At 62.7% G+C, this 21,331-nt stretch carries 14 protein-coding genes; 11 read left to right on the top strand and 3 right to left on the bottom strand.

Going from position 1 to position 21,331, the window contains the following annotated elements:
• Nucleotides 1-118: 118 nt before the first annotated feature.
• Genes pcsA through ACEK02_RS14765 form a run of 3 tightly spaced genes read left to right on the top strand, consistent with a single transcriptional unit; the run spans nt 119 to nt 2,618 of the window.
• Nucleotides 119-853, top strand: a complete 735-nt coding sequence (gene pcsA, locus ACEK02_RS14775; protein ID WP_371422424.1) for a phosphatidylcholine synthase — start codon at nt 119-121, stop codon at nt 851-853.
• Nucleotides 850-1,587 carry a TerC family protein gene (locus ACEK02_RS14770; protein ID WP_371422423.1) on the top strand — a complete coding sequence of 246 codons (738 nt, stop codon included), beginning with the start codon at nt 850-852 and terminating at the stop codon, nt 1,585-1,587. Before pcsA ends, ACEK02_RS14770 begins: the two co-directional genes overlap by 4 nt.
• Before the next feature lie 56 nt (nt 1,588-1,643).
• Complete coding sequence (locus tag ACEK02_RS14765; protein WP_371422422.1) at nt 1,644-2,618, top strand: quinone oxidoreductase; 975 nt, start codon at nt 1,644-1,646, stop codon at nt 2,616-2,618.
• 58 nt (nt 2,619-2,676) lie between these two features.
• On the opposite strand, the gene rimO is transcribed toward ACEK02_RS14765, so the two are convergent.
• Nucleotides 2,677-4,005, bottom strand: coding sequence for a 30S ribosomal protein S12 methylthiotransferase RimO (rimO, locus tag ACEK02_RS14760; RefSeq protein WP_315841983.1), 1,329 nt, complete (start codon nt 4,003-4,005; stop codon nt 2,677-2,679).
• Nucleotides 4,006-4,116: 111 nt separating this feature from the next.
• On the opposite strand from rimO, the gene ACEK02_RS14755 reads away from it, so the two are divergent.
• Both ACEK02_RS14755 and ACEK02_RS14750 read left to right on the top strand, forming a co-directional pair.
• On the top strand, nt 4,117-4,707 hold the full coding sequence (locus tag ACEK02_RS14755; RefSeq protein ID WP_371422421.1) for an ANTAR domain-containing response regulator: 591 nt from the start codon (nt 4,117-4,119) through the stop codon (nt 4,705-4,707).
• The gene (locus tag ACEK02_RS14750) at nt 4,704-5,876 is read left to right on the top strand and encodes a CmpA/NrtA family ABC transporter substrate-binding protein (RefSeq protein ID WP_371422420.1); all 1,173 of its coding nucleotides are present in this window, start codon (nt 4,704-4,706) and stop codon (nt 5,874-5,876) included. Before ACEK02_RS14755 ends, ACEK02_RS14750 begins: the two co-directional genes overlap by 4 nt.
• 8 nt (nt 5,877-5,884) lie before the next feature.
• Here ACEK02_RS14750 and ACEK02_RS14745 read toward each other — a convergent pair whose 3' ends face one another.
• Nucleotides 5,885-6,586 (bottom strand): phosphoadenylyl-sulfate reductase, encoded by a 702-nt coding sequence (locus tag ACEK02_RS14745; RefSeq protein ID WP_371422419.1) that lies wholly within the window; start codon nt 6,584-6,586, stop codon nt 5,885-5,887.
• A gap of 217 nt (nt 6,587-6,803) precedes the next feature.
• On the opposite strand from ACEK02_RS14745, the gene cysD reads away from it, so the two are divergent.
• The 4 genes from cysD (at nt 6,804) to ACEK02_RS14725 (ending at nt 13,315) form a co-directional block, all read left to right on the top strand.
• Nucleotides 6,804-7,643 (top strand): sulfate adenylyltransferase subunit CysD, encoded by an 840-nt coding sequence (gene cysD, locus ACEK02_RS14740; RefSeq protein ID WP_371422418.1) that lies wholly within the window; start codon nt 6,804-6,806, stop codon nt 7,641-7,643.
• 11 nt (nt 7,644-7,654) lie between these two features.
• Nucleotides 7,655-9,571, top strand: a complete 1,917-nt coding sequence (cysC, locus tag ACEK02_RS14735; protein WP_371422417.1) for an adenylyl-sulfate kinase — start codon at nt 7,655-7,657, stop codon at nt 9,569-9,571.
• Between the two features lie 355 nt (nt 9,572-9,926).
• Nucleotides 9,927-11,714 carry a NirA family protein gene (locus ACEK02_RS14730; RefSeq protein ID WP_371422416.1) on the top strand — a complete coding sequence of 596 codons (1,788 nt, stop codon included), beginning with the start codon at nt 9,927-9,929 and terminating at the stop codon, nt 11,712-11,714.
• Nucleotides 11,711-13,315 (top strand): sulfite reductase subunit alpha, encoded by a 1,605-nt coding sequence (locus ACEK02_RS14725; protein WP_371422415.1) that lies wholly within the window; start codon nt 11,711-11,713, stop codon nt 13,313-13,315. Before ACEK02_RS14730 ends, ACEK02_RS14725 begins: the two co-directional genes overlap by 4 nt.
• A gap of 9 nt (nt 13,316-13,324) precedes the next feature.
• Here the strand turns inward: ACEK02_RS14725 and ACEK02_RS14720 are convergent, their stop codons facing one another.
• A complete protein-coding gene (locus tag ACEK02_RS14720; protein WP_371422414.1) occupies nt 13,325-18,751 on the bottom strand; it encodes an autotransporter domain-containing protein in 5,427 nt (1,808 codons plus the stop codon).
• A gap of 516 nt (nt 18,752-19,267) precedes the next feature.
• Here ACEK02_RS14720 and ACEK02_RS14715 point away from each other — a divergent pair.
• Both ACEK02_RS14715 and ACEK02_RS14710 read left to right on the top strand, forming a co-directional pair.
• On the top strand, nt 19,268-20,365 hold the full coding sequence (locus ACEK02_RS14715; protein WP_371422413.1) for an ABC transporter substrate-binding protein: 1,098 nt from the start codon (nt 19,268-19,270) through the stop codon (nt 20,363-20,365).
• A partial coding sequence (locus tag ACEK02_RS14710; RefSeq protein ID WP_371422412.1) for an ABC transporter permease occupies nt 20,343-21,331 on the top strand: 989 nt, incomplete at its 3' end. The genes ACEK02_RS14715 and ACEK02_RS14710, both read left to right, overlap by 23 nt.

Below are 21,331 nucleotides of genomic sequence, written 5' to 3'. Positions count from 1 at the left end.
TGGCCGGGCATTTTCAAGCCGTTACGCGCCGCGGAATCGTTCCCGCCTGGTCGAGTGGCCGAGTGCCGCATCGGCGCCTGTGCAAATCGGGCGGATTCCTGCTAGCAATTCCCGGCACATGACCGCTTCGAGTCCGGACCAATTCCCGTCGTCGTCACGATCCGCGCGCGCGGCGGCGTTCTCGGTTCACATCTTTACTGCGCTCGGCGCCGGTGTGGCACTCATTGCCATGATGAGCGCCGTGCGCGGCGAATGGGCTGCAATGTTCGGCTGGCTCGGTCTGGCGCTGATCATCGACGCGCTCGACGGTCCGATCGCCCGACACTTCGACGTCGTCCGGGTGCTGCCGGATTGGTCGGGCGATGCGCTCGATTTCGTGGTCGATTTTCTTACCTATGTGTTCGTTCCGGCCTACGCGATTGCGGCGTCCGGTCTGTTGGTGCCGTGGACGGCGGTGCTGCTCGGCGTCGGTATCGTCGTCACCAGCGCACTATATTTTGCCGACAAGCGCATGAAGACCGACGACAACCACTTTCGCGGATTTCCGGCGCTGTGGAACGGGGCGGCGTTCTATCTGTTCCTGCTGCAACCATCCCCTGTCGTCGCAAGCCTGGCGATGCTGGCGCTGATCGTCCTGACCTTCGTGCCGGTGCATGTGCTGCATCCCGTTCGCGTGATGCGCCTGCGCCGGTTGAACCTGTCACTGATGGCGATCTGGGCCGTGCTCGCCGTCATCACGCTGATACAGAACTTCGCTGTTGCTTGGCCTGTTACGGTCGCTCTCTGCGCGATCGCTTTTTACATTCTCTGCGGTGACGCCGTCATCCGCCTCATGAGGCCCTCCACATCATGATCGAACTGTTTTCCAGCCCCGAAGCTTGGGCCGCACTGCTGACATTGACCGCTCTCGAAATCGTGCTCGGCATTGATAATGTGATCTTCTTGTCGGTGCTGGTATCACGGCTTCCGGAGCCGCAGGCCACGCGCGCACGCCAGATCGGTCTGGCCCTGGCATTGGTGTTTCGGATCATCCTGCTGAGCGTCCTTGTCTGGCTGATCGGCCTGACTGAACCGGTGATCACGGTGAGGGGGCTCGCGCTGTCGTGGCGCGATATCATCCTGATCGGCGGCGGTCTGTTCCTGATCGCCAAGGCGACGCACGAAATTCATGCCGAGGTCGAGGCGCGGGAAGGGCACGGCGACGAGAGGTCGGCCCCGAACGCCTTTGCCTGGGTGATCCTGCAGGTCGTGGTCGTCGATCTCGTGTTCTCGCTCGACTCCATCATCACTGCGATCGGTATGGCGCAGGACATCGAGATCATGGTTGCCGCCGTCATCATTGCCTGTGTGGTGATGTATGTATCGTCTGGACCTGTGGCGCGCTTCGTGGCGCAATATCCCACCACCAAGATGCTGGCCCTGGCCTTCCTCGTGCTGATCGGCGTCTCGCTGGTTGCAGACGGATTCAAATTCCACATCCCGCGCGGCTACATCTATTTCGCCATCCTGTTCTCGTCGGCGGTCGAGCTGTTCAATGTGCTGGCGAAGCGCAACCGCCGAAAGCGGGCCCAATCGGGCACAGGTTGACATCACGCGGCTGTTGGTTATCGCTTGAGACCAAAGTCATTCAGGGAGATTGAACGATGACCAAGGCCATCCGCGTCCACGAAATCGGTGGACCTGAAGTCCTCACCTATGAAGACGTGCAGGTTCCGGCTCCGGCCGCGGGCGAGGTGCGCATTCGCCAGCATGCCATCGGCGTCAATTTCATCGACACGTATTTCCGCAGCGGTCTCTACAAGGCGCCGCAGCTGCCATTCATCGCTGGCAATGAAGCCTCCGGCGAAGTCATCGAGGTGGGTCCCGGCGTTACCGGTTTCCATCCCGGCGACCGGGTTGCCTATTATTCAAATCTCGGCAGCTATGCCACTGAGCGCGTCTTCGCAGCAGACCGGCTGGTGAAGCTGCCCGACCTCATCACCCACGAGCAGGGCGCCGTGCTGATGCTCAAGGGCCTCACGGTCTGGTATCTGCTGCACAAGACCTTCAAGGTCGAGCCGCATCACCGCGTGCTGATCCATGCCGCGGCGGGCGGCATCGGTCTGCTCGCCTGCCAGTGGGCCAAGGCCATGGGCGCACACGTGATCGGCACCGTCGGCTCGAAGGAGAAGGGCGAGCTGGCGCTGGCCAATGGCTGCGATCACGTCATCAATTACAACGAAGAGAACTTCGTCGATCGCGTGAAGCAGATCAGCCGTAACGAACTGTGCGATGTCGTCTATGACGGTGTGGGCAAGACCACCTATCCGGGCTCGCTGTCGTGCCTGAAGCCCCGTGGCATGTGGGTATCGTTCGGCAATGCTTCAGGCCCGGTGCCGCCATTCGCGATCGCCGAACTCAACAATCACGGCTCGCTGTTCGCGACGCGCCCGAAGTTGAACGACTATGTCGCCAAGCGCTCTGAATTGCTGGAGGGCGCCGACACGCTGTTCTCGGCTGTGATCGACGGCAAGCTGCATGTGCCGATCAATCACGCCTATGCGCTGAAGGATGCAGCCAAGGCGCATGTGGATCTGGAAGCACGCAAGACCACGGGCGCTGTGATTTTGAAGGTGTGAGCTTTGTTCTTTTCCCTCCCCCTGGTGGGGAGGGAAACCACCGCCGCCGGCACGTCTATTAAAACCCCGCCACGGTCCCGTGCAGATCATACGCATCCGCGCGCTCGATCTTCGCCGTGACGATCTCGCCGACCTTCAGCGGCCGGCGTGCGGTGATGTAGACCGATCCGTCGATGTCAGGTGCGTCAGCCTTCGAGCGGCCCTTCGATACGGTCGGGCCGACCTCGTCGATGATGATCTGCTGGCGCGTTCCGACCTTGCGCTTGAGGCGACGCGCGGAGATCTTCTGCTGGCGCTCCATCAGCGCATTCCAGCGCTGCTGCTTGATTTCTTCAGGCACCGCATTGGCGATGGCGTTGGAGGTCGCGCCCGCCACGGACTCGTATTTGAACGCGCCCACGCGGTCGATCTGCGCTTCCTCCAGCCAGTCCAAGAGATACTGGAAGTCGCTTTCGGTCTCGCCGGGAAAGCCGACGATGAAGGTCGAGCGGAGTGTGAGATCCGGGCACATCTCGCGCCACGTCTTGATGCGCGCCAGCGTCTTGTCCTGCGCGGCCGGGCGCTTCATCGCCTTCAATACTTCCGGGGCCGCATGCTGAAACGGGATGTCGAGATAGGGCAGCACATTGCTGCCAGCATTCATCAGGCCGATGACTTCGTCGACATGGGGATACGGGTAAACATATTGCAGCCGCACCCAGGCGCCGAGTTCGCCGAGCTCTTTCGCCAGATCGTAGAATTTGGCGCGGACCTCACGGTCCTTCCACGGGCTGGTGGCGTATTTGATATCGACGCCATAGGCCGAGGTGTCCTGCGACACGACCAGCAGTTCCTTGACGCCGGCCTTCACCAGCTTCTCAGCCTCCAGCAGCACTTCGTTGGCAGGGCGTGAGACGAGATCGCCGCGCAGCTTCGGGATGATGCAGAAGGTGCAGCGATTGTTGCAGCCCTCGGAAATTTTCAGATAGGCGTAGTGCCGCGGCGTCAGCTTGATGCCCTGCGGCGGCACGAGATCGATATGCGGATTGTGCACCGGCGGCAGCGCGCGGTGCACGGCGTCGAGCACGCTCTCATATTGCTGAGGGCCGGTAATCGACAGCAGGTTGGGATAAGCGGCTTCGATCTGCTCGGGCTCGGCGCCCATGCAGCCGGTGACGATGACCTTGCCATTCTGCGCCATGGCTTCGCCGATGGCGCCCAGCGACTCCGCCTTGGCACTGTCGAGGAAGCCGCAGGTGTTGACGATGACGATGTCGGCACCGTCGTGCTTGCGTGCGAGTTCGTAACCTTCGGCCCGCAGGCGCGTGATGATGCGCTCGGAATCCACCAGGGCCTTCGGGCATCCCAGTGACACAAAGGAGATTTTCGGCGCGGCGGCCTGTTGCATGTTCGATCTGCCTGATTGAGAGGCAGCAGGTAGTCCCATTTGCCCATAATTACAAGGCTTTAAGCCGTGCGCGGGCGTGCTATGGGTATTCCGCATCCCTGTGAGTGCCCGATGCCTGCCGACCAGTCGCCCAAAATTGTCATTGTCGACGAAAGCCCGATTCGGGCCGCGATCCTCGAGGAAGGGCTGCGGGAGGCCGGCTATATCGACGTCCAGCACATCCGGGAAATGCACAATCTGCTCGCCCGGATCTACGCCCTGGACCCCGACGTCATCGTCATCGACCTGGAAAACCCCAGCCGTGACGTGCTGGAACAAATGTTCCAGGTCAGCCGCGCGGTGCGCCGGCCGGTGGCGATGTTCGTCGACCAGAGCGACGCCGAGGCGGCCCGGGCGTCGGTCGAGGCAGGGGTATCCTCTTACATCGTGGACGGGCTGAAGAAGGAGCGGATCAAGCCGATCCTCGATCTCTGCATCTCCCGTTTCAATGCCTTCTCCAAACTGCAGGACGAGCTCGAGCGCACCAAGTCGGCCCTGGAGGAGCGTAAGATCATCGACCGCGCCAAGGGCATCGTGATGAAGGTCAAGGGCCTCACGGAAGAAGAGGCTTACGTATTGCTGCGATCCACGGCGATGCGCGAGAAGAAGAAAATCGGTGAGATCGCACAGTCGATCATCACCGCAGCGGAGTTGCTGAAATGACCGATCACCCGCTTCGTGTTGGTTTCATTCCGCTGGTCGATGCCGCCGCGTTGATCGTCGCCGTCGACAAGGGCTTCACCAGGGCCGAAGGGCTGGACGTTACGCTGGTGCGCGAAGTGTCGTGGTCGAATGTCCGCGACAAGCTCAATATCGGCCTGTTCGAAGCGGCGCATCTTCTGGCGCCCGTTGCCATCGCTTCCAGCCTCGGGCTCGGGCATGTGAAAGTGCCGATCGTGGCGCCGTTCAATCTCGGCATCAACGGCAACGCCATCACGGTCTCGCCGGCTCTGCATGCCGCATTGAAGGCTGAACTGGATGGCAATCCCACCGATCCGATGGCCACTGCGCAGGCACTGCGCCGTGTGGTGGCGGCCCGCAGCAGGGCCGGGGCCGAGCCGCTGACCTTTGGCATGACGTTTCCGTTCTCGACCCATAACTATCAACTGCGATTCTGGATGGCGGCCGGCGGCGTCGATCCCGACGAGGACGTGCGCCTCGTGGTGCTGCCGCCGCCTTACATGGTGGACAGCCTTGCCAACGGTCACGTGGACGCGTTCTGCGTCGGCGCGCCGTGGAATTCGGTCGCCGTCGATCTCGGCGTCGGCCACATCCTGCATTTCGTCTCCGACATCCTGCTGTGCGCTGCCGAGAAGGTGCTGGCGGTCCGGCAGGCCTGGGCGGAGAAGAACCCGGACACCGTCGCCGCACTGACGCGGGCGCATGTGAAGGCCGCGGCCTTCATCGAGGCCCCAGACAATCGCGACGAGACGGCGGCCATTCTGGCCAAGCCCGAACATATCGGCGTCTCGCCGGAGGTCTTATTGCGGACGCTGGATGGCCGGCTGAAGATTTCACCTGACGGCACCATGCGTGAGAGCGGCCGCTATCTGCTGGTCGGCCGTGAAGGGGCGGGGCGTCCCGATCCGCGCCAGGCGACGTGGCTTTATGCGCAGATGGTGCGTTGGGGGCAGGCCTCTATCAGCCCGGAAGCGCAGAAGACCGCCGAGGCCGTATTCAGGCCTGATCTCTACGATGCGGCGCTGGGGATCGCGCCAAGCGCCAGCAGCGACGTGCCGGATGGGGTTGGCGCCTTTGCCGGCCCGGCGTTCGATCCCGATAATATCGCGGCGCATCTGGCTGCGTTCGAAATCGTGCATATGAAGTCGTAGCGGCTGCGTCAGCTCGCCGACTTGTGGATGCCGCACTCCGTCTTGGCCCGGCCGCGCCATCGGCCTGCGCGCGGGTCTTCGTCGGGTGAGGTGCGCGTCGTGCAGGGCATGCAGCCTACCGAGGCAAAGCCCGATGCGACGAGCGGATGCGGCGGCAGGTTTGCGGATGCGTAGATCAGCCTGATCTCGTCCGGCTCCACATTGGCGAACGGATTGAATTTCAGCTTGTCGCCATCGGTCTCGACCACCGGGATGGCGGCGCGTAATCCGCCCTGAAATCGCTTGCGACCATTGATCCACGCAGCGAATGGCGACAGGGCTTGTGCCAGCGGTTCGACCTTTCGGATCCGACAGCAGCTATCGGGATCGGATGACCACAGGTCTCCGTCACTGTCGTGAGCAGCGAGCGCGTCCGCTGCGGGACGTATCGTTCGCACGTCGCGCAGGCCCAGCGTTGCGATCAACTGATCGCGATAGGCGAGGGTCTCCTCGAACATCCAGCCAGTGTCGAGAAACAGTACGGGAATGGCGGTGTCGACATCGGCCATCACCTTCAGCAGCGCCGCCGCCTCCGTGCCGAACGACGACACCAGTGCGAGTTGATCGCGGCCCACCAGACGCAGCGCTACGGCGACCACCTCGGCCGGCGAGGCGGATTGCAGCGTCCGGTCCCATTCATCGGCACTTGCGGTGGCTTGCGGCGGCGACATCACACACTCCTGAGCAAACTCCAGCTTGACTGGAATAAGATTCTATATATCAGTTATTTATCGCCATTGAATAGAAGGATATTCTTTCTATTCAACAAAGGCAGTTTAGATTTTTTAACTCCGCAAATCCAGTTCCAGAGATGCAATTTCTCCGAGCATGCCCGCCTCGCGAGCAAGGACGAATCTCACGGCGGTTTTGAGGGTTTGGAGAAGGCGTATGACGTCAACCAATCTTGAGCGCGTCCGAGCCGACGTCGCGTCGATGGATCACCTCGATCAACTGGAAGCACAGAGCATCTACATTCTCCGCGAAGCCTTCGCGCGATTGAAGAAGCTGGCCTTGCTGTGGTCGCTCGGCAAGGATTCCAACGTGATGATCTGGCTGGCGCGCAAGGCGTTCTTCGGTCGCGTGCCGTTTCCCGCGCTGCATGTGGATACCGGAAAGAAATTTCCCGAGATGTACGCGTTCCGCGATCGATATGCGGATGAGTGGGGACTCGACCTCACCATCGAATACTGCCCGTCGATCGACAGCGTCGACCCGACGCTGCCGCCGGCGGCACGCTCGGCAGCCCGCAAGACCGAAGGGCTCAAGCTGGCGCTTGCCAAGCACGGTTTCGACGGATTGATCGCCGGCATCCGGCGCGACGAAGAGGCGACCCGTGCCAAGGAGCGCGTGTTCTCGCCGCGCGGCGTCGAAGGCGGATGGGACGTGCGCGATCAGCCGCCGGAATTCTGGGATCAGTTCAACGCTTCGCCGCCGCCCGGCGCGCATCTGCGCATTCATCCCATCCTGCATTGGACCGAAGCCGACATCTGGGCCTACACGGCGCGGGAAAACATCCCGATCATTCCGCTGTATCTGGCCAAGGACGGCAAGCGCTACCGCTCGCTGGGCGATGCCGACATCACCAATCCCGTCGCGTCCACTGCCAGCACGATTGCCGAAATCCTGATCGAGCTCGACGGCACCACCGTGCCCGAGCGCGCCGGCCGCGCACTCGATCACGAGACCGAAGACGCCTTCGAGCGACTGCGCGTCGCCGGCTATCTCTAAGAGGTGATGCCATGACCAAACCCGTCAACCCGGTTTCGCTCGGGATGCCCAACGGCACCACACGTCCGCAATTGCGCATCGTCATCGTCGGCCATGTGGATCACGGCAAGTCGACCCTGGTCGGCCGGCTGCTGCACGAGACCGGCGGCCTGCCGGACGGCAAGCTGGAGATGCTGAAAGCGGTCAGCGCGCGGCGCGGCATGCCCTTCGAATGGTCGTTCCTGCTCGATGCGTTGCAGACCGAGCGTGACCAGGGCATCACCATCGACACCACGCAGATCCGCTTTCGCACCAAGTTGCGCGACGTCATTCTGATCGACGCGCCCGGCCACGCCGAATTTCTGCGCAACATGATCACCGGCGCGTCGCAGGCCGATGGCGCCGTGCTGATCATCGATGCGCTGGAAGGCGTGCGCGATCAGACCCGGCGCCATGCCTATCTGCTGCATCTATTGGGCGTGAGGCAGGTCGCCGTCGTCGTCAACAAGATGGACCGCGTTGATTTCAGCGCTCAGCGCTTCCAGGCGATCAGCGACGAAATCTCGGCGCATCTCGTCGAACTCGGCGTCACGCCTGCCGCGGTGATTCCGATCTCGGCGCGGGACGGCGATGGTGTGGCCACCCATACTGACCGTATCGGCTGGTATCGCGGACCGACCGTTGTAGGTGCGCTCGATGCACTGACGCCGGCGCTCGCGCTTGATGAATTGCCACTGCGACTGCCGGTACAGGCGATCTACAAGTTCGACGATCGCCGCATTGTCGCCGGGCGCATCGAGGCGGGCCATCTGGCGGTCGGTGACAACGTCGTGATCATGCCTGCCGGCAAGCGGGCAAAGATCAAGAGCGTGGAGCGCTGGTCGGCGATGCCGCTGAAAGGCGAGCACGGGGCAGGGCGGTCCGTCGGTATCACGCTGGACCGCGAACTGTTCGTCGAGCGCGGCGATGTGATCGCTCACGTTGGCGCAGAACCGCGCGACACAAGGCGGCTGCGTGCGCGGATCTTCTGGCTGCACGACCAGCCGCTGACAGCGGGATCGTCGATCCTGCTTCGGCTTGGTGTGCGGGAAGTGCGGGCTACCGTGGTCGCGATTGAAAAGGCGATCGATCCCGGCGAGCTGGCGAGTGTCGAGACGAAAGAAATCGCCCGTAATCACGTCGGTGAAATCGATATTGCGCTGGCGCAGCCGGTCGCGGCCGATCGCTACGTCGACAATCCGCGAACCGGACGCCTCGTCATCGAGGTCAACGGCCGTATTGCGGGTGGTGGCCTCGTGCTCTCGGCCGATGCCGGACAGCGTGCGGTGTCGTCAGACATCGTGCCGGTGCAGTCGGCACTGCGGCCTGAGGAACGTTCGGCGCGTTACCGCCATCAAGGCGCGGTTGTGTGGTTCACGGGATTGCCGGGATCGGGCAAGTCTACACTGGCGCGGGCGCTGGAGCATCGTCTGTTCGCCAAAGGCGGTTCGCCGATCCTGCTCGACGGCGACACGCTGCGCGCCGGCCTCAATCGCGACCTCGGCTTCTCCGCCGCCGATCGCAGGGAGAATGTCCGGCGGCTGGCAGAGATGGCCGGCCATCTCGCCCGCAACGGTCATATCGCCATCGTCGCGGCTGTTTCACCCTCGCGCGGCGATCGCGCCGAGGCCCGCAGCACGGTGAATACTGCATTTCGCGAGATCTATGTCGCGACTCCGGCGGAGATCTGCGAGCAGCGCGATCCCAAGGGGCATTATGCCAGGGCCCGCGCCGGCGATCTGCCGGGCTTCACCGGTATCGCCAATGACTATCAGGCGCCGGAGGCGGTCGAACTGGTCATCGATACGTCGCAGGTCGATCTTGGTGTCGCGGTTGACGGCATCGAGGACATGCTTCGGCAAACGCGTGTGTTTGATGACGGGATCGCCGATCTGACGGCGAAACCCTAGATCGGCCATGGCCTGACGCCCTGGACGGCAGCAATCCCCGCTGCCGTCTAAATATTGAGCGTGCGGTGCAAAATGCTGGCAACGCGCGGGCGGGTTTGCCCGATGCGCTGGCCAATGCGCTGATTTTCCGACGATTTTTACCCGCGACATTTTGGCATGAGACTTGAATGTCTCTAACCAGCCGGCGACCGCTGATGTCCGCCGGCCAGTCCCAGATGGATTTCCGCAGCAACGAGGCTGATCGGACCGTTTCCAGAATCCAAAGCCGGCGTCACGCGCTGACCTGATCCTGTGCGGTCACAATCCGTATCCCCGTTGAAGCCACGTTGTGGCCCGCAGGAGCTTCGTCGCGCGCATGAAAATCGAAACGCTCTCCGTCGACTTCACTGACGAACAGAAGCGCTACCTCGAAGGCTTTTCGACCGGGCTGCAGATCAGCCGTGTCGGCAAGGGCCTCGGCGGCGGGACGGCGGGCAGGACGAATGTTGAACCGACCGGACCGGATGCGCCGCACATCAAGGCGCAGGACCGCACCATCGCGGCGGGCAGGAAGCTGGTCGACCAGGAGAAGTGGAAGCGGGAGGAACATCCGTTCGACGCCTATCCACGCCTGAAAGCGCAGGCGCTTGCGGATGCCCGTCCGTCGCCGGCCGACAATTTCCGCTGGCGCTATTACGGCATCTTTTATGTTGGGCCAACGCAGGACTCCTATATGTGCCGGCTTCGGATTCCGAACGGCGTCATGAAGCACTGGCAGCTTGCGGGTCTTGCGGATCTCAGTGACGCGTTGTGCGGTCCGTTCTCGCATGTGACCACGCGCGCCAATCTGCAGGTGCGCGAGATTCCGCCGAAAAATGCCGTGAAGCTGATCGAGGGAATCCAGGATCTCGGTCTGTGCTCACGCGGCTCCGGGGCCGACAACATCCGCAACGTCACGGGCACGCCGACCGCCGGCATCGATCCGCAGGAATTGCTGGATACGCGGCCCTATGCGCGCGAGTGGCACTATCACATTCTCAACGATCGCTCGCTCGCCGGACTTCCGCGCAAATTCAACGTGGCTTTCGACGGCGCCGGCAAGATCGCTGTGCTGGAGGATACCAACGACATCGCCTTCGCTGCGGTCGAGGTGAAGGACGGATTTGGCGTCGAACCGGGCGTCTGGTTCAAGCTCGGGATCGGCGGCATCACCGGCCACAAGGATTTCGCCACCGATACCGGCATCATCGTGAGACCTGAGGACTCCACCAGGGTGTCCGACGCTATCGTGCGCGTGTTCATCGATCTTGGCGACCGCACCAACCGGCTGAAGGCGCGGCTGAAATACGTGATCGACGGCATGGGCATGGAGAAGTTCCTCACCCTGGTCGAGGAGAAGCTCGGCGCGCCGTTTACCCGCGTTCCGGCGGACGCGTTGCTGCCCCGCCCAGGCTTCGACCGCACGGCGCATATCGGCGTGCACAGACAGAAGCAGGAAGGCCTGAACTGGATTGGTGTCGTGCTGCCGCTGGGCAAGGTGACGACCGATCAGATGCGGGGGCTTTCGAAGATTGCGGCCGATCTCGGTGACGGCGATATCCGCCTCACGGTGTGGCAGAACCTGCTCATCCCCGGTGTGGAAGACGCGAATGTCGCGCTGGCGACCGCGGCCATCGAGGCACTCGGCCTTGCCATCAAGACCACCGAGATCCGCGCCGGCCTGATTGCCTGTACCGGCCGAGCCGGTTGCAAGTTCGGCAATGCCGACACCAAGCAGACAGCGACGGACATCGCCGCGTGGTGCGACACGCGCGTCGAGGTCGATACGCCGATCAACATCCATCTCACCGGCTGCCATCATTCCTGCGCGCAGCATTATATCAGCGACATCGGCATGATCGGCGCGCGCGTCGCGGTCGAGGATAGCGATGATACGGTGGACGGCTTCCACATCTTCACCGGCGGCGGTTTCGGGCCGCAGGCCGATGTCGGGCAGGAGGTCTATCAGAACGTCAGGTCCGAGGACGCGCCGGTCGTCGTCGAGCGCCTGCTGAAGGCCTACCTCGCCAATCGCACATCGCCGGATGAGACCTTCCTGACTTTCGCGCGCCGCCATGACGGCGCGGCGCTGCGCACGCTCGCTGACGAACAGGTGTCCGCATGAACCAGATGACGCCGCTCCCCAAACTCGAGATCATTCCATCGTCTGCGCCGTTCTCCGAAGCGCAGCGCTCCTGGCTGAACGGCTTCTTCGCCGGCCTGTTGTCCGATGCGCCGGCGACGCCGCTGTCGGCGGAGCAGGGCGCGGCCATCATGGAAGACGACGACGGCGCGCCCTGGCATGACCAGACCATGCCGATCGCCGATCGCATGAAGCTCGCCGAAGGCAAGCCGGTCCGCCGCAAGATGATGGCAGCGATGGCGCAGCAGGATTGCGGCCAGTGCGGTTATAACTGCAACGACTATTCCGACGCGATTGCCACCAGGGCCGAAACGCGCCTGAACCTCTGCGTCCCCGGCGGCAAGGAAACCGCGCGGATGCTTAAGTCGCTCTATGAAGAGCTCGACAAGGCACCGGCCGGCGCTGCGCCCGCCGCGGTGAAGCCGGCAACTGCAGAGCCTGCCGAAGTGGCGGCGCCCGATCCATCGACGCTCGGCCGCTCGCGTGACAATCCCGCGCCGGCAAAATTTGTTGGGCGCCGTCTGCTCAACGGCAAGGGCTCAGAGAAAGAGACCTGGCATATCGATTTCGATCTGTCCGGCTGCGGGCTCGATTATGTCGTCGGCGACTCGTTCGGCATCTTCGCGTCGAACGATCTCGGCCATGTCGACCAGATTATCGCACTGCTCGGCGCGTCGCACACAACGAAAGTGCGCGGCAAGACCCTGCGTGAGGTGCTGCAGTTTGATGTTTCGCTGGCGCCGGCACCGGACAGCCTGTTCGAGCTGATGTCCTATCTCACCGGCGGTACGCTACGCGCCAAGGCCCGCGCGCTGGCGCAGGGCGAAGATCCCGATGGCGATGCAGCGACGCTCGACGTGATGGCGGCGCTGCAGAAGTTCTCCAGCGTGCGCCCGCATCCGGAAGCCTTCGTTGAGGCACTGGAGCCGTTGCAGCCGCGACTCTATTCGATCTCGTCATCGCACAACGCCACGCCCGGCAAACTCTCGCTGACCGTCGATATCGTTCGCTACATGGTCGGCAAGCGCAAGCGCCATGGTCTCGCCTCCAGCTTCCTCGCCGATCGCATCCAGCCCGGCGACGAACTCAAGGTCTATGTCCAGAAGGCTCATGGCTTTGCGCTGCCGGAAAACCCGGAGACGCCGATCATCATGGTCGGGCCGGGCACCGGCATTGCGCCGTTCAGGGCTTTCCTGCATGACCGCAGGGCCACCAAGGCGCCGGGCAAGAACTGGCTGTTCTTCGGCCATCAGCGCAGCGCCTCGGATTTCTTCTATGCTGACGAACTCAATGGCATGAAGGCCGAGGGCTTCCTCACACGGTTGTCGCTGGCGTGGTCGCGGGATGCCGGCGAGAAGTTCTACGTGCAGGATCGCATGCGCGAGGTCGGCCGCGACGTCTGGACCTGGCTCGCCGAAGGGGCCCATGTCTATGTGTGCGGCGATGCCAAGCGCATGGCCAAGGATGTCGAACGGGCTCTGGTCGACATCGCCGCCCAGCACGGCGCGCGCTCGACCGACGAGGCGGTGATGTTCGTCAGTGAGCTGAAGAAGAAGGGGCGCTTCCAGCTCGACGTGTATTGAGGCTGTCGCTTACCACTCGTACCGGACGATGCCCTTTCCGGCGTAGCTGCGCGTGGTTTCGGATAGTTCGGATTCGAAGCTCGCCGCGATCGACATGCCGTTCAGCCATCGGGTCTCAACTGCCGCCGTGGTGAGTGCGGAGTCACTGGCCCGCGCGGCACCGTTCACCACGAAGGAAGCTCCGGGCAGGGACTGAAAGGTTGCCGCAGCACTGCGATCGGGATTGTATTCGTGCGCCCAGGCGACCCGACCGCGCAGCGACAGCACTGCATTTTCCAGAGCATATGATTTGTCGGCACGCAGTCCCAATTCGCTGCGGGTGTCGGTCACGGTCTTGGCCGCGTAATTCAGGGCGAAGGCGGCAACGCCGCTTTGCGACTGCTCGGAATAGGCCGGCAGATCGAATGTGGTGAACTGGCCGGCTACGTAGGGAGTGATGCCGACGCCGGACATCCCTGGCATGACCCAGCGATTGCCCGCCTCGATGCGCCCCGAATAGGCGTTGGCGTCGAACCGCGCCTGCAACGGACTGGGGCCGGTCAAGGCGATGGTGCGGTTGGTGGAGATCTGCTGCCAGCCATAGGCCAGCGCGCCGGAGATATAGGCCTGACCCGTGGTGTGGCGGACGAAGGCGCCAGCCTGGAACAGATCGGAGCGTCCGGTGCCGCCATTGGCGACGCTGAAATTGGTGCCGCCGCCGGCCAGTGCGAACCCGGCGATGGTGTTTGGCGAGAACCGGTAATTCGCGCCCACCGCCGTGCCATAGATGCGGCTCGTGGTGTTGTTCGATCCGGTCGCCGCATTGCCATCGGTGGTCTGCGATCCGCCGAAGCCGGCGGCCCAGACGTTCCAGCTTGGATCGTAGACGGGCTGGCGGGGAAGGGCCTTGGTGATCATGCCATAGGCTTCCCGCTCGCTGCCGGCGGCCCGCTTGCGACCGGTCGATGCATAACCCAAAGCGGCATCGTCCTGTTCGGCAAAGGCTGTCGCGCCCGCTGCGGATCCAGTACCAAAGCCGTCGATCGGCGACTCCAGCATTGCGCCGGTAAACTGTCGCATCGCGTCGAACGTGGTCTGCTGCGCGGCCACAGTGGTTTCACCAGACAGTTGCGTCATGATCCCGGGCAGCGCCGACGTCGGCAGACTGAACAGGAAACCAAATGTGCCGGAGGCACCGTTCTGTAGACCGGATTGCAGCGCCGTCGCAACATTCTGCTGATTGACCGACGCGCCGGCAAATGGTGCCAGATTCGGGCTGAGCGTGAGTGCCGCATTATTGGATGTGTAGGAGAGCGATGCGGCGATCAGCGGATTGCCGGTGGTAACAGAACCGAATTGACCAAGAATACCGCCATCGGCGGACAGGATCGTATAGGCCTTGCCGAAATTCACCGTTCCTTGCGGAGCCACGAGGACGTTTCCGGCGAGTGTTGCGGTACCAGCGACGTTGGTACGGTCCGCCGAACTCGATGAGACTTCGACGAGATAGCTCGCCGCCGCCGTGAACACCAGGTTGCCCTGAACGGACAGGGCGCCGATCGAATTGCCCGGTGACAGTGTGCCGCCATTGATCGTGGTATTGCCGACAGTGCCGGTGCCGCCGAGGGTGCCGCCGGCATTGACGGTGGTCAGCGACGATGAAGCTATCGAGCCGTTGATGCTCAATGTGCCGGCATTCACCGTTGTGGTCCCGGTATAGCTACTGGTGCCGGTCAGAATTTCCTTTCCGGCCCCATTCTTGACCAGCGAACCAGCGCCGCTGATGGCGCCGCCGAAGGACCATACGGTGTTTGCTGCCGTGTTGATGGTCAGGGTGTTGGCGTTGAGCTGGACAGCGGTGTTGTTTCCCGCCTCGCTCATCAGGCCCTGAATGGTGTTGTTGGCGTTCAGGGCGAGAATGGCGGTTGCGGTGCCCGCTGCCGCCGCACCGGTTCCTGTCGGTCCCCCGACCCGTCCGAGATCGACGCCGGAACTCGTGGCGATGGCGTCAGTCACCCCGAGGGTGATCGTGCCTGCCTCGACGAATGTGCCGCCAGTATAAGCCTGTACCGCGGCAAGGATCAGATTGCCCGTATTGTTGCCGGTGGAGTCGTCCTTGATCAGGCTGCCGGACAGCAGTGCACCGGTCGTGGCCTGCATCTGGCGCGCATCGCTGATGATGCCTGAATAGCTGCCGTCGAAGGCTTGGTCGAACACGATCAGGCCACCGGCATTGGCGATGTTGGCGTTGCCACTCGAGACGTTGCTTGTGGTCAGATCGAGGGTCGATCCCTGCTCGACGACGGTCCCGCCTGTATAGCTGTTGCCGGTACCGGTCAGCTGCAGGGTGCCGCCGATCAGATGCATGACGCCGCCCCCGGTGATGTTGCCGGCGAACTTGCCGCCGCCATTCTGCGCGAACTGCACTTCGCTGCCCGAGGCTGTGACGAGATTGTTGGTGTTGGTAAAGGACGAGGCGCTGACCCGCAATGTGCCGGCATTGACGGCAACATTGCTGCCCGCCGTGAGGGTGAGCGTTGCGCCGGAGAGATCGAGCAGGCCGGTGCCGGCCTTGACGATCGCGCTGCTACCGGCGGCAACAGCGGTATCCGTGATGGTGCTCGACAGCGTCGAATCGAGGTTGTTCAGCGCGGCATTCGCATTTCCGGTTTGGCCGATGGTCAGCACCGTGTTGGCGCCAGTCAGGGTTATCGCGCTGTTGCTGCCGGAGCTGTTGAGCGAGGCGAAGGTGTTGTTGGCCGACATTGTCAGGATCGCCGCTGACGGGTTGCTCTTGACGTTCGACAGGTTGACGCTGCCCGCATTGATCAGCGCATTAGCGGCCGTAAGGTTCAGTGTACCGGAAGCGATATCGACCGGTCCTGTCAAACCTGCCGAGGCTGAACTCAATGTCAGCGTGCCGGTGCCGGACAGCGTGAGGCCGTTGGTGCCGGTCAGCAGCGAGGAGACCGCCGTGGTGCCGCGTACGAAGACCAGCGCTTCGCTGCCGCCGAACGCCAGCGTGCCGCCGTTGATCGCCGCGCTGCTGCCGCTGAGAATGAGGCCCGCGGGATTGGTGCCGTCGCCCAGCGTCAGCGTCATGCCGGTGGCCGTGATCACGGCGCCTGAATCGACCTTTAACGCATATGCGCTCTTGTTCGTTGTCAGCGTGCCGTTGCCGGTCTGCTCCACCACATCGGTGGCGGTGGCGGCATTGATGCCGGCGGCGGCTCCCGAGCCGGTCTTGCTGTAAGTCGCCGCACGGAAGCCGGTGGTCGGATCGTAGGTCGCGAAGTTGAAGCGATTATTGCCGGCGGCGGCGCCGTTGGAGACCGAGGCGCTGCCGAGATCAATGATCGTCCACGGCGACACGATTCCATTGGTGAGGGTTGGTGCGGTCCCTGACAGCACTTTTTCGGTCACGCCAAGTGTGACGTTGGTCGCGGCAGAGGTCGGAGCGATCAAAAGGGTCGAACGATCGGAGCGCTTGATGCCGTTGGTCAATGTCACCGTCTCGCCCGCGGCGCCGCCGGTGAGCGCCAGGGTCGATGTCGATGCGGTTGCACTCGTCGTGCTGGTTCCGCTGATGTCGAGGGAGCCAAACGTCACCGCGCCCGCCGTCGTCGTATTGCTGTTGACGACCGTCAGCGTGCGCTGGACGTCGGTCATCGAGCCGGCGAAAGAGGTCGTGTAACCGTTGGTGTCAAAGGTGCTGCCGCCGGTCAGGTAAAGGCTGCGAACCGAGCTGAACGATGCGCCGGCCTGAAACGTTCCGCCATCGAGATCGATCTGACCGATAGTATAAGAGGGGCCCGTGGTGTTGCCGAGCGCCGCGTCGCTGGATGCCTGCAGAATGCCCTTGGAGATGATCCAGTTGCCGTAGAACAGCGAGTTGCTGCCGCTGGTGGGCGCGATTTTCACCATCCCGGTGTTCGCGCTTGCGTTGACAGTGAGGTCGGACTCTCCGTTAGCGCTGCCGAGCCCGGTGCCGGCGGTTCCAACCGATACAATTTCGCCTGTCAGTGTCAGCGTCGTGCCGGCACCCTGCGGGCTCAGAATGGCTGTCTCGCCACTGACGGCGATCGGCCGATTGGTTGAAAACGAACTGGCAACCTGAAGCGTGCCTTTGCCTTCGCTCAAACTGTTGAAGGTGATGCCGTTGGCAGCCTGCACACTGGCGAGAATGTTGTTGGGATCAATCGCGGCGCTGACCGGGCGTGCGGCACCCAGAGCGGCGTCACTGTTGACGCCCAGCGTGCCGGCCAGGATCGTGGTGCCTCCGGTATAGGTATTGCTGCCGGTGAGGCTGACTATCCCGCCACTGTCGCCGCCGAGCTGCATGATGAAGCCGGGCGCCGTCGAGCCGATGGTGACGGTGCCAAGGTTAAGGCCGCGCAAGCCGCTGAACGAGGCGAAGCTCGTGCTCTGATCGAACGTGCCGGCCTTCGTCCCGTCGAGGACGCCATTGGCCAGGGTCGCGTCGGTGATCGTACCGTTGATGGTGATGCTGCCTGTGGCGGACAGGATATAGCCGGGAAGCTGCGCGACGGTCACTTTTCCGACGCCGGTCAGCGTGGTTTCACTGGTACCGGTCAGGTTCCACTTGGTCGCAATGGCAATGTCACCCGGCGACAGATAGGCGAGGCCGAGACCGCCATTGGCGCCGCGATACGCATTGGCCCAGATGAAGTCGGAGTAGAATGCCGCAGTCTTGTCGAGGCCGGGGATCGACGAGCCGACCGCGCCGGTGATGTTGGCGGTGGTCGTAAACAGCTTGCTGCTTTTGTTCTTGAGAATGCTGTATTCCAGCCCGCGATACGGGTCATTGGTCATGCCCGCGTAGGTGGACGGAATCGGCGCGCCGGTCAGCGGATCGACGCTTCGGATAACGCCGTTGTCGAGCGGCAGCAGGAAATTGCTGGCCTGCATCTGTGCCCAGAATTGCGCGGGCGTCAGGTTGGAATAATTGGCGATGACATTGACGTAGACATTGGGATTCGAGGCGCCGTAAATCGATCGCGTCAGCGCCGTGAAAGTGTGGTGGCCGTTGGTCAGATAGAGGATGCCGCCCGGCCCGATGATCACCGGCTCGATACTGCCGCCGGTCAGAAGATCATTGGCAAGTCCGGCTGGCGTCAGCAGATCGTAGGCCGATACTTTCTTGCCGATTTCGGTAAAGCCAAGATTCAACTGGGTCGGGTCGATGCTGTTCACCCGAACCAGATAGAGCGAGAAAGGTCCCGGCTGAATGCTCGACGCTGCAGCGGAATCATAGACCTGGAATGCGCTGGCAGGGAGTTGTCCTGCCTGGCTTGCGGTCGTCGAAACGATCGCAATGGCAGATGCCGTGCAGAGCAGGATCAAGCGCCGAACGCTGGAGCCGAATTTGAAGCTGGTGGGGGGCGTTCTAGATGGAAATGCGCACAGATCGTCGAGGAAACCAAGATTCAACGCCACAAATGCCCCCCGGCACATTAATCATTTAGCAACGTTCTGTTATCTCCCGTTCGTGACGGACGCATGACGTCACGATGTGAAGATCGCGCTCGTTCGTTGCCCCCGAACTTGCTTGTGCCGGATCGGACGGTCGTTCCGACGATGCCGATCGCTCCAGTGGAGATTCCGAGTTGAGGCCGGCCCGATTGATCCCGGCGATCGCAACGATGATGGCTAGATAGAATTTTCTGCGATGTTGTCGAAGCACAGAACGTTCGTGTGCCGTCCGAAGCGTTTCACTCTAGAGATGATTGAAGTTGGAGAGAAAATCTCACCGCGCTTTCACATTCAAAATTCCATTTCATTGACCGAAGCGGCCGCGCTGCCCATCCTCGTACCATCGTAATCACAGGGGCGGGAGTCGTCGGACTCTCACGGCTGAGCTTCCACTCAAAACATTGACCATCGCATCAGCGCGAGCCGCAACACCATGCGTTGTGGCCATGGGCAGCGCTGTGCCGATCGCAAGGAGACCAGATGTCGAACAATGATCACAACCGCAAGCAGCTGATGGATCGCCGGTCGCTGTTGCGCGGCGGCGCTGCAGCCGCATTGGCCGCACCGCTCGGCGTATGGGGCGCGCAGGCCTTTCCGTTTCGGCAGGCGTCACCCATTGATTTCTCGGAATTTCCGATCTGCAGGACCGCATCGGAGGCGCCAGCGCTCACCGGCGCGCCGCGCAAATTGAAGCTCTCCTGGAATGCCGGCGCGGTCTGCCTTGCGCCGCTGCCGGTCGCTATCGATCACGGCTTCTTCCAGAAGCAGAATCTCGACGTCGAACTGGTGAACTACAGCGGCTCGACGGACCAGCTTCTCGAAGCCATTGCTACCGGAAAATCCGATGCGGGCCTGGGCATGGCGCTGCGCTGGCTGAAGCCGCTGGAGCAGGGCTTCGACGTCAAGATCGTCGCCGGCACCCATGGCGGCTGCATGCGTGCACTGGCGCCGGCGAAGTCGGACGTGAAGAGCGTCGCCGATTTCAAGGGCAAGACCATCGCGGTCGGCGATATGGCCGGGCCCGACAAGAACTTCTTCTCGATCCAGCTTGCGAAAGCCGGGCTCAATCCTGACAAGGATGTCGAGTGGCGGCAATATCCCGGCAATCTGGTGCGGCTCGCCGTGGAGAAGGGCGAGGCGCAGATCGGGCTGGCATCCGATCCGCTGGCCTATCTCTGGCTCAAGGACGGCGAGCTGAAGGAAGTCGGCTCCAATCTCGACGGTCCCTACAAGGATATCAGTTGCTGCGTCGTCGGCGTGCGCGGCAGCCTGCTGCGGGACGATCCGCAGGTTGCGCGGGGTCTGACGCAGGCATTGCTCGATGCAGCAATGTTCGCGTCACAGAATCCCGAAAAAGCGGCGAAGTCATTCCAGCCCTATGCGCCGAAGAATGCGACCATCGAGGATCTGCTGGGCATGGTGAAGTATCACACCCATCATCATCATCCGGTCGGCGACGCGCTGAAGCGCGAGCTGAAATCCTATGCCGACGATCTCAAGACTGTCTCGGTGTTCAAACCGGGCACCGACACCACCAAATTCGCGGAGCGCATCTATGCCGACGTATTCCGCGTCTGAGATCGCGCCGCTTGGCGCTGATCGCGAAACCGCGCTGATTGCCGGCGATGGCGGATTGCAATTCGTCAGCAAGCTCCGGTTCAGCATCACGGGGATCGGGGCAGGGCTCGCCTGGCTGGCCTTCGGCCTGTCATGTCTGTACTGGCCGGATATAGGTGACTGGCCGCGTAGCGAGGCCGTCGCTTACGCCGCATTCGCGATCGCCGCCGGCATCGCGATTGCAACCACGGCGCAGGCGGCGCTCGGCAAATTCGGCGACGGCGTGCAGCGGCGCGCGCCCTGGCTGTTTGCCTTGGGAGCGTTCCTGACGCTGTGGGAGCTTGCAACAGCGAAATTCGGCTGGCTGCCGCTACCCTTCTTTCCACCGCCGCAGTCCATCGTCGAGGTCTACACCGACGACCTGCCGAAGCTGCTGGACAGCGCGTTTGCCTCGGTGAAGCTGCAGCTCGGCGGCTATTTCATCGGCGCGGCCGCGGGTTTCCTCACCGGCGTGTCCATCGGCTGGTCGCGGCTCGCCGGCTACTGGGTCCATCCGATCCTGCGCTTCATCGGACCGTTGCCGGCGACGGCCTGGCTGCCGATCGCGTTCTTCACGTTCCCGTCGGCGTGGAGCGCCAGCACGTTCCTGATTGCACTCGCCACCGGCTTTCCGGTGACGGTGCTGACCTGGTCGGGCGTAGCCAGTGTCAGCACTGCCTATTACGACGTCGCGCGGACGCTGGGCGCCAAACCGTCCTTCCTGGTGACCAAGGTCGCGATCCCCGCAGCATTGCCGCATGTCTTTGTCGGCCTGTTCATGGGGCTCGGAGCGTCCTTCGCCGTGCTCGTGGTCGCCGAGATGATCGGCGTCAAGGCCGGGCTCGGCTTCTATCTGCAATGGGCGCAGGGCTGGGCGTCCTACAACAACATGTATGCGGCGCTGATCGTGATGTCGCTGCTGTGCTCCGGCGCGATCACGCTGCTGTT

It is taken from the genome of Tardiphaga sp. (assembly GCF_041424195.1).
GTDB lineage: Bacteria > Pseudomonadota > Alphaproteobacteria > Rhizobiales > Xanthobacteraceae > Tardiphaga.
This window is presented reverse-complemented; position numbering and strand designations above follow the sequence as displayed.

Excerpts from the sequence above, each read along its gene's own strand:
- pcsA (WP_371422424.1), top strand. The coding sequence starts at position 119 with ATGACCGCTTCGAGTCCGGACCAATTCCCGTCGTCGTCACGATCCGCG.
- ACEK02_RS14770 (WP_371422423.1), top strand. The coding sequence starts at position 850 with ATGATCGAACTGTTTTCCAGCCCCGAAGCTTGGGCCGCACTGCTGACA.
- ACEK02_RS14765 (WP_371422422.1), top strand. The coding sequence starts at position 1,644 with ATGACCAAGGCCATCCGCGTCCACGAAATCGGTGGACCTGAAGTCCTC.
- rimO (WP_315841983.1), bottom strand. The coding sequence starts at position 4,005 with ATGCAACAGGCCGCCGCGCCGAAAATCTCCTTTGTGTCACTGGGATGC.
- ACEK02_RS14755 (WP_371422421.1), top strand. The coding sequence starts at position 4,117 with ATGCCTGCCGACCAGTCGCCCAAAATTGTCATTGTCGACGAAAGCCCG.
- ACEK02_RS14750 (WP_371422420.1), top strand. The coding sequence starts at position 4,704 with ATGACCGATCACCCGCTTCGTGTTGGTTTCATTCCGCTGGTCGATGCC.
- ACEK02_RS14745 (WP_371422419.1), bottom strand. The coding sequence starts at position 6,586 with ATGTCGCCGCCGCAAGCCACCGCAAGTGCCGATGAATGGGACCGGACG.
- cysD (WP_371422418.1), top strand. The coding sequence starts at position 6,804 with ATGACGTCAACCAATCTTGAGCGCGTCCGAGCCGACGTCGCGTCGATG.
- cysC (WP_371422417.1), top strand. The coding sequence starts at position 7,655 with ATGACCAAACCCGTCAACCCGGTTTCGCTCGGGATGCCCAACGGCACC.
- ACEK02_RS14730 (WP_371422416.1), top strand. The coding sequence starts at position 9,927 with ATGAAAATCGAAACGCTCTCCGTCGACTTCACTGACGAACAGAAGCGC.
- ACEK02_RS14725 (WP_371422415.1), top strand. The coding sequence starts at position 11,711 with ATGAACCAGATGACGCCGCTCCCCAAACTCGAGATCATTCCATCGTCT.
- ACEK02_RS14715 (WP_371422413.1), top strand. The coding sequence starts at position 19,268 with ATGTCGAACAATGATCACAACCGCAAGCAGCTGATGGATCGCCGGTCG.